Below are 13,568 nucleotides of genomic sequence, written 5' to 3'. Positions count from 1 at the left end.
AAGGGAATAAAAAATATCGTTTTATCCCAACTCTATGCAAAAATGATATGGAACCCCCACCCGCTTTCAGGTGCCCTATGCCCGCCGTTAACCTACGCCACATCGAGATTTTTCACGCCGTGATGACCGCCGGTAATCTCACGGAAGCCGCACAGATGCTGCATACCTCGCAGCCAACGGTCAGCCGTGAGCTGGCGCGTTTTGAAAAGGTGCTGGGGCTTAAGCTGTTTGAACGCGCGCGCGGCAGGCTTCACCCGACGGTGCAGGGATTACGTCTGTTCGAAGAAGTCCAGCGCTCGTGGTACGGGCTGGACAGGATCGTCAGCGCGGCGGAGAGTTTGCGGGAGTTTCGCCAGGGTGAGCTTTCCATCGTCTGCCTGCCCGTCTTTTCCCAGTCGTTTCTGCCGACGCTGCTGCAGCCGTTTCTGGCCCGCTATCCTGAGGTCAATCTCACCATTGTTCCGCAGGAGTCACCGCTGCTTGAAGAGTGGCTTTCCGCCCAGCGCCATGATTTGGGCCTGACGGAAACGCTCGCCACACCCGCAGGCACCGAGCGCACGGAGTTGCTCTCGCTGGATGAAGTTTGCGTCTTGCCCGCCGGGCATCGGCTCGCCGGTAAGGCCGTGCTGACGCCTGCAGATTTTCACGGGGAAAACTACATCAGCCTGTCCCAGACCGACAGCTACCGTCAGTTGCTGGATTCGCTGTTTGCCGAACATCAGGTGAAACGGCGGATGGTAGTGGAAACGCACAGCGCGGCGTCAATATGCGCCATGGTGCGCGCGGGCGTGGGCGTAGCGGTCGTCAATCCCCTCACGGCGCTGGACTATGCCGGAAGCGGGATCGTCATCCGCAGGTTTAGCGTGTCCGTTCCCTTCACCGTGAGCCTTATTCGCCCCCTGCACCGTCCGGCTTCGGCGCTGGTGGACGCTTTCACCGGGCATTTGACCGAGCACGCGCGTCAGGTGGCGCTTCGCTTACCTGACCTACAAAACGCCCTATGACAGCATAAACTCGACGGCATCGGCGGCGTGAATGGCCGCGGTGTCGAACACCGGAATGGCGCTGCGCTCGGCCGGCACCAGCAAACCGATTTCCGTGCAGCCAAAGATCACCCCTTCCGCTCCCTGCTGCGCGAGCCTCTCGATGACGCTGAGGTAGTACGCGCGGGACGCTTCGCTGAAGGTGCCGAGACATAGCTCGTCGAAGATGATCTGATTGATGCGTGCCCGGTCAGCCTCGTCCGGGATTAAGCTTTCAATGCCGAACTCACTGCTCAGACGGCCGCGATAAAAATCCTGCTCCATCGTATAGCGTGTGCCCAGCAGCGCCACGCGCGACATCCCGGATGCACGAATCGCGCGCCCGGTCGCATCCGCGATATGCAGGAACGGCAGTGAACTGCGGTCTTCAATATGAGACGCCACTTTATGCATGGTGTTGGTACAGAGCAAAATGCCTTCCGCCCCCGCACGCTCCAGCCCCAGCGCCGCCTGCGCCAGGATCTCCCCGGCTTTATCCCACTCGCCGCTCGACTGGCAGGCTTCGATTTCATGGAAATCAACGCTGTGCAGCAGCAGGCTCGCGGAGTGCAGGCCACCCAGACGCTGTTTCACCCCTTCATTAATCAGGCGGTAATAGGGGATGGTCGATTCCCAGCTCATCCCACCCAACAGGCCGATCGTTTTCATGCATCCCTCCTTATGTGTTTCTGCCAGTGAAGCAAACTTGTGATCCTCTTTCCACTTCTTTGTCGCGTCATTTCTTTTTATCGCAGGGTGAGATAAGTTAAATGAAACATTGTTTCATTACATAACGGAGCGGAGAGATGTTTATTTTCCACAAAGAGACCACGCTTGAAGATCTGGGCAATGGCGTGACGCGGCGTATTCTGGCGCACGATGGAAAGATGATGGCGGTGGAGGTCAATTTTGAGCAAGGTGCGATTGGCCCGATGCACAATCACCCGCATGAACAGCTTACCTATGTGCTCTCCGGGGAGTTCGAGTTTACGATAGGTGAAGAAAAGCAGATCGTGACGGCGGGCGATACGCTCTATAAAGCGCCGCACGTGATGCACGGCTGCGTTTGCCTGAAGCCCGGCACCCTTCTGGATACCTTTACGCCGGTGCGCGACGATTTCCTGAAATAAAAAAAGGCGCTGAATCAGCGCCTTTTTAATATCGTCGTTACTCTGTTGCTGGCGTTACGGCCGTTATCGGTTCTGGCAGCGGATTGCGCGAGAGCATTGCCTCACGCAGCAGCACGCTGCCGCAGGCAAACAGGCCGCCCAGAATCCCTGCCAGCAGCACAATCAGGGCTTTGCCCGGACCGTCTTTTTTCACCGGCAGTGACGGTGAAAGCTGATACCTGAAGGGCTCAAGCTTCACGTCTTCCACGGACAGTTTTTGCAGCTGAGCCAGATAGTATTCACGGTTCTGGAAATCCGCATTCAGCTCGGCCACGTCCTTCAGATTCTTTTCAATCTGCAGCTTTTGCGCAATACCGTCAGCACCCAGCGCCACGGAGTAGTCAGGATCGTCTTTTACCGCCTGTCCGTTGCTGTATACCGGTTTCTTAATGCCTGCCGCGTTCGCCACTTCCAGCGAATAGTTGAGGCGCTGCAGGTTGGTGTTGTGGATATTGGTCAGACGCACGCGATCCAGCTCCAGCTGCTGCTGAACGACTTTCGTTTTCAGCGTGATCTGGTTACGGATATTTTCCATCGTCTCCTGCTCAACAATGCGGGAAATATAGTTGATGTAACCTTCCAGAACCGTCTGCGCGTCTCCCGCCGTCGGGGCGGTAAAGCTCAGCGTCCATGAGATATACGGCGCTTTGTCTGCGTCTTTAACCTGCGTGTTATCTATCGCTTTCATTTTTTCAGCAATATTCACCACCGCGCGATGCAGCTCCAGCGGGTCTACCTCGGTGCCTTCCAGCTGAGACATCACGTACGGGGAGGTTTTCATGTACTCTTCGAGCAGCGACTGCGACTGAAACTTTTTGATGAACAGGTTAAACACGTCTCCATGGCTCACCTTCGCGTCGACATCCAGCACCTGCAGCGTCACCATCATCTGGCGCAGCGTGTTCCACTGCGTCTGCTCGGCCGGTGTGATCACGGCTTTACTGGTCCATTTTTGCGGGATTAAAAACGCAATGGCCAACCCTACCACGGCAAACGCCAGGACGATCGCCACAATACGTTTTTTGGCCGCCAGAAGTACGTCTAACAATCCGAGAAGATCTATCTCTTTAGTACTTACCGCCGGAGTGGCATAACGGGGAAAATCGAGGTCCGTGTTTTTCTTGAAATCCATCGCTGACATAACCGTTCTTCTTTTTGGAGTGCAGTAAATTTCTGCCTGATTGGTTGCAGTGGTCGGATGATACAAGAAAGTAAGAATAATCTGAACGCCAGATTGATCTATCTGTAGACCGACTATCAGATTTAGTAGGAAGTTTCTAAGCGGTATTGTTCTTATTAATCATTCGGTTTCTTCCCCCTCCTTTCCTGACTGTCGGGTGCGATTGTGTGAAATAGCGCAAAAATGCCACTCTCATCACCTTATTGAAACAGCGTTTCGACGCCGATCACATTTCCATCATTAAGCGAATGACGCAGAAATAAATAGCAATAATATAAAATAAAACGTTGTTTTAGTATTCAAGAACACCGGTTCGTAAGTTTTGAAACCTGACCATGATGCATTAAGGAAATGCCAATAAAATCCTTATAAAACATAATATAAAAAGCAACGAACAACACACCACATGACATATTTCCTCTCATGCTGAGCAGGGCAAGCGCGAGAAAGTTGTAACAAACCAGATTCCGTTTTAACCATTGATCGCCAGGTAGGTATGTATGAATGAAAACAAGCTGCTGGGGTTAGCGTGGATATCTCCCTACATCATCGGGTTGATACTCTTTACCGCCTTCCCCTTTGTTTCATCGTTTTTCCTCAGTTTTACGGATTACGATTTAATGAGTCCGCCGGTGTTTAACGGCATTGAGAACTATCGCTACATGTTTACCGAAGACACGCTCTTCTGGACATCCATGGGCGTGACCTTTGCTTACGTATTTTTAACCATCCCGTTAAAGCTCGCGTTCGCATTAGGGATTGCGTTTGTTCTGAACTTTAAATTACGCGGCATCGGCTTCTTCCGTACGGCCTACTATATTCCGTCCATCCTCGGCAGCTCCGTGGCTATTGCCGTTCTGTGGCGCGCGCTGTTTGCCATTGATGGCCTGCTGAACAGCTTTATCGGCGTGTTTGGTTTCGACCCGGTGAACTGGCTCGGCGAGCCGTCACTGGCGCTGATGTCCGTTACCCTGCTGCGCGTCTGGCAGTTCGGCTCTGCGATGGTCATCTTCCTGGCCGCGCTGCAAAACGTTCCGCAGTCGCAGTATGAAGCAGCGATGATCGACGGTGCATCCAAATGGCAAATGTTCACAAAAGTGACGGTGCCGCTGATTACGCCGGTGATCTTCTTCAACTTCATCATGCAGACCACCCAGGCGTTCCAGGAATTTACCGGACCGTACGTGATCACCGGCGGCGGGCCAACCTACTCGACCTATCTGTTCTCGCTCTATATCTACGACACCGCGTTCAAATACTTCGATATGGGCTACGGGGCGGCGCTGGCGTGGATCCTGTTCCTGGTGGTGGCCGTCTTTGCCGGTATCGCCTTTAAGTCGTCGAAATACTGGGTGTTCTACTCCGCCGATAAAGGAGGCAAAAATGGCTGATATTCAGGAACTCTCCACGGCAAGAAGCGTTGCAGAGCGCGAAGTCGCCCGTACGCTGCGCAGAGAGAAAATCAACGCCAGCATTCGCTACGCGATCCTGCTGATTGTCGGCCTGCTGATGCTCTACCCGCTGGTGTGGATGTTCTCGGCCTCGTTCAAACCGAACCACGAGATTTTCACCACCCTGAGCCTGTGGCCTGCCCATGCCACCTGGGACGGCTTTGTGAACGGCTGGAAAACCGGGACCGAATACAACTTCGGCCATTACATGCTCAACACCTTTAAGTATGTGATCCCGAAAGTGATCCTGACCATTATCTCGTCCACCATCGTGGCGTACGGTTTTGCCCGCTTCGAGATCCCGTGGAAGAAATTCTGGTTCGCCACGCTCATCACCACCATGCTGCTGCCCAGTACCGTGCTGCTGATCCCGCAGTACCTGATGTTCCGTGAAATGGGCATGCTTAACAGCTATATGCCGCTGTACCTGCCACTGGCCTTCGCCACGCAGGGGTTCTTCGTCTTTATGCTGATCCAGTTCCTGCGCGGCGTGCCGCGTGACATGGAGGAAGCGGCGCAAATTGACGGCTGTAACTCCTTCCAGGTGCTGTGGTACGTGGTGGTGCCAATCCTGAAACCGGCCATTATCTCCGTCGCCCTGTTCCAGTTCATGTGGTCGATGAACGACTTTATTGGGCCGCTGATTTACGTCTACAGCGTGGATAAATACCCGATTGCACTGGCGCTGAAAATGTCCATCGACGTCACCGAAGGTGCGCCGTGGAACGAAATTCTGGCAATGGCGAGCATCTCCATTCTGCCATCCATCATTGTCTTCTTCCTGGCACAGCGCTACTTCGTACAGGGCGTCACCAGCAGCGGAATTAAAGGTTAAGAGGGAAATATCATGGCTGAAGTAATCTTCAACAAACTGGAAAAGGTCTACTCCAACGGCTTCAAAGCGGTACATGCTATCGACCTTTCCATCTCCGAAGGGGAGTTTATGGTGATTGTCGGGCCGTCCGGCTGCGCCAAATCCACTACCCTGCGCATGCTGGCCGGACTGGAAACCATCAGCGGCGGCGAAGTGCGTATTGGCAATAAGATTGTGAACAACCTCGCGCCAAAGGAGCGCGGGATTGCGATGGTGTTCCAGAACTACGCGCTCTATCCGCACATGACGGTGCGCGAGAACCTGGCCTTCGGCCTGAAGCTGAGCAAGCTGCCGAAAGATCAGATTGAGTCTCAGGTGAACGAAGCCGCGAAAATCCTGGAGCTGGAAGAGCTGCTCGACCGCCTGCCGCGCCAGCTTTCCGGCGGCCAGGCACAGCGCGTGGCGGTAGGCCGCGCGATTGTGAAAAAGCCGGACGTGTTCCTGTTTGACGAACCATTGTCCAACCTCGATGCCAAACTGCGCGCCTCGATGCGAATTCGTATTTCTGACCTGCATAAGCAGCTGAAAGCCTCCGGCAAACCGGCCACCACCGTCTACGTCACCCACGACCAGACCGAAGCCATGACCATGGGCGACCGCATCTGCGTGATGAAGCTCGGCCACATCATGCAGGTGGATACGCCGGATAACCTCTACCACAAGCCGAAGAACATGTTCGTGGCGGGCTTTATCGGCGCGCCTGAAATGAACATTCGTAAAAGCCTGCTGGTGGAAAAAGCAGGGAAGCTGCACATCGCCATCGGCAATGAAACCATGCCGCTGAACGCAGAAAAGCAGGAGAAGGTTTCCGCTTACGCCGGTCAGGAGGTCTTCTACGGCGTGCGCCCGGAGTTCGTGTCCCTCTCTGACGAGCCGTTCCAGGACGGCGGCTGCAGCGGCGAGATGGTGCGCGTCGAGAACATGGGCCACGAATTCTTTGTATATCTGAAAGTCGCGGACTACGAACTGACCGCCAGAATTCCTTCCGATGAAGCTAAGCCTATGATTGATAAAGGCCTTAACCGTAAGGTGTATTTCACGTTTGATATGAACAAGTGTCATATTTTTGACGCAAAAACTGAACAGAACCTCTCTCTCTGATGGAGTGATAAAAATGAAAAAAGTGCTTTTAAGCGCAGCAATCTCCGCGACTCTGGGCCTTACCGCTTTGCCATCGATGGCGCAAGATGTTGATTTACGTATGTCCTGGTGGGGCGGCAACGGTCGTCACCAGGTCACCCTGAAAGCCCTGGAGGCGTTCCACAAGCAGAACCCGGACATCAACGTGAAGGCTGAGTACACCGGCTGGGACGGTCACCTCTCCCGTCTGACCACCCAGATTGCGGGCGGTACCGAACCGGACGTGATGCAGACCAACTGGAACTGGCTGCCGATCTTCTCCAAAACCGGCGACGGCTTTTACGATCTGAATAAGATGAAGGACGTCATCGACCTGACGCAGTTCGATCCGAAAGAGCTGCAGTCCACCACCGTTAACGGCAAGCTGAATGGCATTCCGATTTCCGTGACCGCGCGCGTGTTCTACTTCAACGACGAGACCTGGAAAAAAGCAGGCGTTGAATACCCGAAAACCTGGGACGAGCTGATGGCGGCAGGCAAGACGTTCGAGAGCAAGCTCGGCAAGCAGTATTACCCGGTCGTGCTGGAGCATCAAGACACGCTGGCGCTGCTGAACTCGTACATGATCCAGAAATACAACATCCCTGCGGTGGACGAGAAAACCAAAAAATTCAGCTACTCCAAAGAGCAGTGGGTGGAGTTCTTCCAGACCTACAAAAAGCTGGTGGATAGCCACGTGATGCCGGATACCAAATACTACGCGTCGTTTGGTAAGAGCAACATGTATGAGATGAAGCCGTGGATCCAGGGCGAATGGGGCGGCACTTACATGTGGAACTCGACCATCAACAAGTATTCCGACAACCTGAAGCCACCGGCGAAGCTGGAACTGGGCAGCTACCCTATGCTGCCGGGTGCCACCGATGCGGGACTGTTCTTCAAACCGGCGCAGATGCTGTCGATTGGTAAATCCACCAAAAACCCGGAAGCAGCGGCGAAGCTGATTAACTTCCTGCTGAACAGCAAAGAGGGAGTGGATACGCTGGGTCTGGAGCGCGGCGTTCCGCTGAGCAAAGCAGCGGTGCAGTTCCTGACCGAAGACGGCACCATCAAGGAGAACGACCCGTCCGTTGCGGGCCTGCGCCTGGCGCAGTCGCTGCCAGCGAAGCTTACCGTGTCGCCTTACTTTGACGACCCGCAGATTGTGGCTCAGTTCGGGACGTCGCTGCAGTATATCGATTACGGTCAGAAAACCGTAGAAGAGACAGCGGCTGATTTCCAGCGTCAGGCAGAGCGTATTTTGAAACGCGCAATGCGTTAATAGTCTCCTCCCTGCCCGTCCTGCGCTTAGCTGGGCGGCAAACTGTGCCTTTCCGCGATCCGGAAAGGCACAGCGGTATTAGAGATTACTCAAGTTGCCAGGCACCAGCCTCGGTTAAAACGGCCAAACCGCTCCAGGCGAATAACGCTAAATCCCGATGGTCGGCATCCGGATAAATACGGCTGCTCAGGCAAGCCTCACCGTCGTTAACAAAAACCTCCACTGACGAACTATCGAAGAACAGCCGTAGCGTCAGCGCCTTCCCGGCGGTTAATGGCACGCTGCGCACGCCACACAGTCCATACTGCGGATAATGACGCTCCAGCACCAGCCGCTGCATCTGCGCATCAACATACACGCGCAGGCCATTACCGAAACGGAGTCCATACTGTTCTGCACTGCTGTTTGCGCAGTCCCAGTGAAGGATAACCTCCAGCGCCTCGCCGTTTTCCATCATTACGCTTTGCTGGTTTTTAACGGTGGTGATCGGCCACGGGAACCAGGCACCGCGCATCCCCTCGACCTCTTTGGCTGGACGCATTTGCAGGCGGTTGTCCGCACCCAGACTCAGCTCGCGCGGCAGTGAAAGCATGCCCGCCCACCCGTCCCGTTGCTCCGGCAATGGCGATTCCCACATGTCCAGCCAGCCAATGACAATGCGTCGGCCATCTGGCGTCAGGAAACTTTGCGGCGCATAAAAGTCGTGACCGTGATCCATTTCAACAAAGTCGCCCTCGCGGGCAAACGCCTGCCCTGGCTGCCATTCGCCGAGCAGATACCCGCTCTGAAACAGATTGCGGTTCTGGTAGCCATTTGCCTCCAGTCCCTGGGGAGAGAACATCAGAACGCGCTTGTCGTTGAGGGTGAAAAAATCCGGGCACTCCCACATATAGCCCATCTCTTTTTCCGCTTCATCAAGCACACCCGCGTCCTGCCACTGGCGGAGATCGGCCGATCGATATAGCCGCACCTGCCCGGTATCACCGTCGCGAGCGCCAACGATCATGTACCAGTCATCCCCTTCACGCCACACTTTCGGATCGCGGAAATGATGTATCCCTGCCGGTGTGTCCACCACAATACCCTGACGTTCAAAGCGCATACCGTCGCGACTGGTCGCCAGGCACTGGACCTGATAAAGGTTGGCCTCATCACTGGGATCGCCATGAAATTTATGCCCGGTGTAAATCAGCGCCAGCGTATCGCCATCGACCACCGCCGAACCGGAGAAGCAACCGTCTTTGTCCTCTGGGCCTTCCGGGGCCAGCGCCACCGGCAAATGTTCCCAGTGCACCAGATCTTTACTGCGTGCATGCCCCCAGTGCATGGGTCCCCATTCGGTTGAATACGGGTGATGCTGGTAAAACGCGTGGTACCAGCCATCGAACCAAACCAGCCCATTCGGGTCATTCATCCAGCCCGCACGAGCGGCCAGGTGGTAGTGCGGATACCAGCGCAGGTTCAGCGCCTCGCGTTTAGCCTGGAGTTCCTGTTCTGCGTTAGAAATGGTGTACATCATAGTCTTCACTCTTTTTGATTCAGATAGCGGAGGGTTGCGAGACCAGCGGGTCTGAGGACGACCGCGAGGAGCGCAGCAAGAAAATGGAGATAAAGGTGGTACTAAACACCAGCAGCCCCATAATCAGATAGGACTGGGCGAAGCCGTACTTCTCGTAGCTATAGCCTGCCAGCGGCGAAAGTACCGTGGCGATGACCGAACTGGTGCACGCAAAGCCCACCAGATACAGCGTGGATGAAAGTCGTTTATCGAAGTTAAGGCTGTTGTATTTGAAGATGGCCACCAGCAGAACCGGCAACTCTAGCGCGTGCAGCAGCTTGGTGATAGAGATAAGCAGCGGGCCTTCCACCAGCCCGGAGGCGACCATGCGGCTCGCCATCACCATTCCGGCGAAGATGAGGCCGTTTTTCGCGCCGATGCGGTTAACCAGCCATGGCGCGCAAAACATGCCAGCCGCCTCAAGGAAAACCTGGAATGAGTTCAGATAGCCATACATGGCGTTCCCTTCCTGGAGGGTCGGGAACTGAGAAGAGAAGTAAACCGGAAACTGCTGGTCGTAAACGCCGTAAATGCAGGTGCCGATCACGAAGAACACGAGCGCCCAAAAGCGCGGTAGGGTGAGCAGGCGCAGCGCATCTTCCAGCGTCACCTTACCGCCCGCCACCGCTTCTTCCATCGCCTGCGAGGCGGAGAAAACCCGCAGCCGCGCCAGCAAAATGAAAAATACCAGCCCTGAGCAACTGGCCACCGCAAAGTTGAGTTTTGGGTTGATGTTGAAGAGTAAACCGGCAAAGAACGTCGCGACTGCCCAGCCCAGCGAGCCCCACATCCGCGCCTTGCCAAACTCAAACTGGCTCTGTCGTGCCACACGCTCGGTATAGGACTCTAAAACACCGATACCGCCGTTAAAGGTCAAGCCGATGTAAATCCCACCGAAAATGCTGCCAAGCAACACGTTAATCTTCAGTAGATAGCCAAACAGTAAAAAGGCCGGGCCAGAGAGGATCAGCAGTACGGTGATGTACCAGAGTAGATTTTTACGCAGGCCGAGCTTGTCCTGAATAAAACCGTAGCAGACCTGTGCAAACAGCGCGGAGACGGAGAGCACCGCGTAGATAATGCCGGTATCCCCCGGCTTGAGCCCTACCTCCTGGTGCAGCCAGATAGAGAGCAGCGATCCGGAAGAGGACCAGCAGACAAAAAAGAAAAACAGTAACGCACTGAGTAACGGGTAGCTGTGAGAGTGATGTTTCTTCATCATGACATTCTCATCGTGGAGGAATGTCGAAAATGGTAACGTTAACAAATGGGTTAACTCATGTCATTTTGCTGAGATTCATGATGTTAATCACAAAAGTTAACGTTAACATTAGCGGAGTGCGATCGCGATCAACTATTTCTTACCTGCGCGCGCGTCACGCGTAAGATAGAATATCGAACGATCTTTTACATCAGCAGCTTAGCAAGGGCGGAGTAATCAACATGGCATCGCTTAAGGATGTGGCAAAGCTGGCCAATGTGTCACTGATGACGGTATCTCGCGCGCTCAACAGCCCGGAAAGGCTAAAACCGGAGACGCTGGCCCGGGTTCAGGCCGCTATTGAACAGACCCATTACGTGCCTGACCTGTCAGCGAAAAAAATTCGCGGGGCTCACGCCATGCCGAACACCATCGGGGTGCTGGCGCTGGATACGGTGACCACGCCCTTTTCGGTAGACATCACGCTGTCGATTGAAGAAACCGCGCGGGCGCACGGCTGGAACAGCTTTGTGGTTAACATGTTTACCGACGATAGCCCGGAGACCATGGTAGACCTTCTGCTCTCTCATCGCCCGGACGGGATCATCTACACAACCATGGGGCTGCGCAAGGTGCCGCTCCCGTCCAAGCTGCTAACCCTTCCCTGCGTGCTGGCAAACTGCGAAAGTTTGCACGATCCGGTGGCCAGCTACATACCCGATGACGAGCAGGGCCAGTTCTCTGCGGTTCAGGCTCTGCTGGCTGCGGGCTACCGCCGCCCCCTTTGCCTGCATCTGCCAGCTAACCATCTGGCTACCCTTCGCCGTCGCCAGGGACTGGAGCGCGCCTGTCGGGAAGCGGGAATCGACCCAAATACCCTGGTTCACTGCTATATGGAATATGGCGATGAGCACTATCGCGATATTCCGGCACGCGTTCTGGCGCATATTCAGCAGCAAACGCCGCTGTTCGACTCCGTGATTTGCGGCAACGACCGCATTGCGTTTATGGTTTATCAAACGCTGCTGGGACATGGGTTGCGCATTCCGCAGGATGTGGCCGTGGTGGGGTACGATAACATGGTGGGGATTGGCGATTTGTTCTTACCGCCCCTCTCAACGGTGCAGTTACCTCATTATGAAATCGGGCGCCTGAGCGCCCTGCATATTATCAACGGTGACAGCCATCGTGAGACGGTTCGGGTCGCCAGCCCGTGGCTCCCCCGAGAGTCGCTATAATTAGATGCCGATGTTCCGCAATTTCTCCCCCGCCATCAGCTTGCGTTCAATATGCTCCAGCGTCACGCCTTTGGTTTCAGGGATCAGCCAGAAGGTGACACCGATAAACGCCACGTTCAGCACCGTATAGAGCCAGAAGGTTCCCGCTGCGCCAATCGCATCCAGCAGCGTCAGGAAGGTCGCGCCGATGATCATGTTCGACACCCAGTTGGTGGTGGTGGAACAGGTGATACCAAAGTCACGGCACTTCAGCGGCTGAATTTCAGAGCACAGGATCCACACCACCGGTGCGGCGCTCATCGCATAACCGGCGATGCACATCATGGTCATGCCGACGGAGAGCCAGGACAGCCCGCTTGAGGCCGTGCCGTTATCAAACTGCATCAGGCAGTAGCCGAGGATCAGCGTACCGAGGGCCATCACGCTAAAGCCAATCTTCAGCGCCGGTTTACGTCCGGCTTTATCCACGGTGAATACCGCAATAAAAGTCGCGAACATAAAGGTCAGCCCCACCACCAGCGTGGCAATCATCTGCTGTTCAGTGGTCGTGAACCCGGCCATTTTGAAAATGCGCGGCGCGTAATACATGATGATGTTCATCCCGGTGAACTGCTGCATCGCCTGGAGCAGCATGCCGAGGAACACCGCACGACGCACGTTGCGATTGACCTTAAACAGCGCCCAGCCGCCCTGCTTCAGCTTCAGGCTTTCGCGGATTTCATTCAGCTCTTCACGCGCTTTTTCCGAGGTGTCGCGCAGCATACGCAGCACCTCTTCCGCCTCCACGTGACGCCCTTTTTGCGCCAGCCAGCGCGGGCTGTTCGGCAGGAAAATCACCAGCACGATCAGCAGCAGCGCAGGCAGCGCCAGTACGCCCAGCATCGCGCGCCAGTTGCCGCTGTAGCTGAAGTACGTATCGGACAGGAACGCCAGCACGATGCCGAGCGTCACCATCAGCTGGTACATGCTGATCATCTTCCCGCGCACGTTCTCGCTCGCCATTTCGGAGAGGTACAGCGGCGCGGTATAAGACGCTATCCCCACCGCCACGCCCAGCAGCACGCGGGAGAGCAGCAGCACCTCCACGTTCGTGGCAAACGCCGAGCCAATCGACCCCGCGACGAACAGGATCGCCCCGACCATCAGGCTGTATTTGCGCCCGAGGCGGAACGAGAGCCAGCCGTTAAACAGCGCCCCGATAGCCGCGCCGAGCATCATGCTGCTCACCACCCACTCCTGCAGGCGGTTACTCAGCGTAAAGTGATCGGTAATAAACGGTAGGGCCCCGGCAATGACGCCGATATCCAGACCAAACAGCAAACCGGCCACGGCTGCCGCAATAGAGACGAACTGATTCATGCGTCGGGTATCGCGCAACGCGGCGGGCATCAGGGTAGAGTCATTTATAGATGTCATATTTTTCCTGCCTCAACAGCAAAATTCGTTAAGTGAAATTACGAGATAGTGAAGAAAA

General features: G+C 55.2%; 12 protein-coding genes. 7 read left to right on the top strand and 5 right to left on the bottom strand.

Annotation, left to right across the window (positions count from 1 at the left end; translation table 11 throughout):
* Positions 1-77 precede the first annotated feature (77 nt).
* Complete coding sequence (locus KW829_RS13380) at positions 78-1,004, top strand: LysR family transcriptional regulator (RefSeq protein WP_010435167.1); 927 nt, start codon at positions 78-80, stop codon at positions 1,002-1,004.
* Here the strand turns inward: KW829_RS13380 and KW829_RS13375 are convergent.
* Positions 999-1,691, bottom strand: a complete 693-nt coding sequence (locus tag KW829_RS13375; protein WP_010435169.1) for an aspartate/glutamate racemase — start codon at positions 1,689-1,691, stop codon at positions 999-1,001. The two genes, KW829_RS13380 and KW829_RS13375, sit on opposite strands and share 6 nt — an antisense overlap.
* A gap of 137 nt (positions 1,692-1,828) precedes the next feature.
* Here KW829_RS13375 and KW829_RS13370 point away from each other — a divergent pair, with 137 nt between their 5' ends.
* On the top strand, positions 1,829-2,152 hold the full coding sequence (locus tag KW829_RS13370) for a cupin domain-containing protein (RefSeq protein WP_042715918.1): 324 nt from the start codon (positions 1,829-1,831) through the stop codon (positions 2,150-2,152).
* Between the two features lie 37 nt (positions 2,153-2,189).
* Here the strand turns inward: KW829_RS13370 and wzz(fepE) are convergent, their stop codons facing one another.
* Complete coding sequence (gene wzz(fepE) / locus KW829_RS13365; RefSeq protein WP_100166335.1) at positions 2,190-3,332, bottom strand: LPS O-antigen length regulator Wzz(fepE); 1,143 nt, start codon at positions 3,330-3,332, stop codon at positions 2,190-2,192.
* A 539-nt stretch (positions 3,333-3,871) separates the two neighbouring features.
* On the opposite strand from wzz(fepE), the gene KW829_RS13360 reads away from it, so the two are divergent.
* Genes KW829_RS13360 through KW829_RS13345 form a run of 4 tightly spaced genes read left to right on the top strand, consistent with a single transcriptional unit; the run spans position 3,872 to position 8,097 of the window.
* Complete coding sequence (locus KW829_RS13360) at positions 3,872-4,762, top strand: carbohydrate ABC transporter permease (protein WP_010435175.1); 891 nt, start codon at positions 3,872-3,874, stop codon at positions 4,760-4,762.
* On the top strand, positions 4,755-5,657 hold the full coding sequence (locus KW829_RS13355) for a carbohydrate ABC transporter permease (RefSeq protein ID WP_089601124.1): 903 nt from the start codon (positions 4,755-4,757) through the stop codon (positions 5,655-5,657). Before KW829_RS13360 ends, KW829_RS13355 begins: the two co-directional genes overlap by 8 nt.
* A gap of 12 nt (positions 5,658-5,669) precedes the next feature.
* The gene (locus KW829_RS13350) at positions 5,670-6,797 is read left to right on the top strand and encodes an ABC transporter ATP-binding protein (protein WP_108416336.1); all 1,128 of its coding nucleotides are present in this window, start codon (positions 5,670-5,672) and stop codon (positions 6,795-6,797) included.
* Positions 6,798-6,810: 13 nt separating this feature from the next.
* Positions 6,811-8,097, top strand: a complete 1,287-nt coding sequence (locus tag KW829_RS13345; RefSeq protein WP_010435180.1) for an ABC transporter substrate-binding protein — start codon at positions 6,811-6,813, stop codon at positions 8,095-8,097.
* An 85-nt stretch (positions 8,098-8,182) separates the two neighbouring features.
* On the opposite strand, the gene KW829_RS13340 is transcribed toward KW829_RS13345, so the two are convergent.
* Both KW829_RS13340 and KW829_RS13335 read right to left on the bottom strand, forming a co-directional pair.
* Positions 8,183-9,616 (bottom strand): glycoside hydrolase family 32 protein, encoded by a 1,434-nt coding sequence (locus KW829_RS13340; protein WP_218308392.1) that lies wholly within the window; start codon positions 9,614-9,616, stop codon positions 8,183-8,185.
* 19 nt (positions 9,617-9,635) lie between these two features.
* On the bottom strand, positions 9,636-10,877 hold the full coding sequence (locus KW829_RS13335) for an MFS transporter (RefSeq protein ID WP_010435183.1): 1,242 nt from the start codon (positions 10,875-10,877) through the stop codon (positions 9,636-9,638).
* Positions 10,878-11,098: 221 nt separating this feature from the next.
* Here KW829_RS13335 and KW829_RS13330 point away from each other — a divergent pair, with 221 nt between their 5' ends.
* Positions 11,099-12,094, top strand: a complete 996-nt coding sequence (locus KW829_RS13330; RefSeq protein ID WP_010435186.1) for a LacI family DNA-binding transcriptional regulator — start codon at positions 11,099-11,101, stop codon at positions 12,092-12,094.
* Here the strand turns inward: KW829_RS13330 and KW829_RS13325 are convergent, their stop codons facing one another.
* Complete coding sequence (locus KW829_RS13325) at positions 12,095-13,510, bottom strand: sugar porter family MFS transporter (protein WP_010435187.1); 1,416 nt, start codon at positions 13,508-13,510, stop codon at positions 12,095-12,097. It lies immediately after the preceding gene.
* Positions 13,511-13,568 lie beyond the last annotated feature (58 nt).

The sequence above is a fragment of the Enterobacter sp. ENT02 genome (assembly GCF_019219165.1).
GTDB lineage: Bacteria > Pseudomonadota > Gammaproteobacteria > Enterobacterales > Enterobacteriaceae > Enterobacter > Enterobacter mori.
The sequence above is the reverse complement of the archived record's forward strand: the minus strand, read 5'-3'. Positions and strand labels throughout refer to the sequence as shown.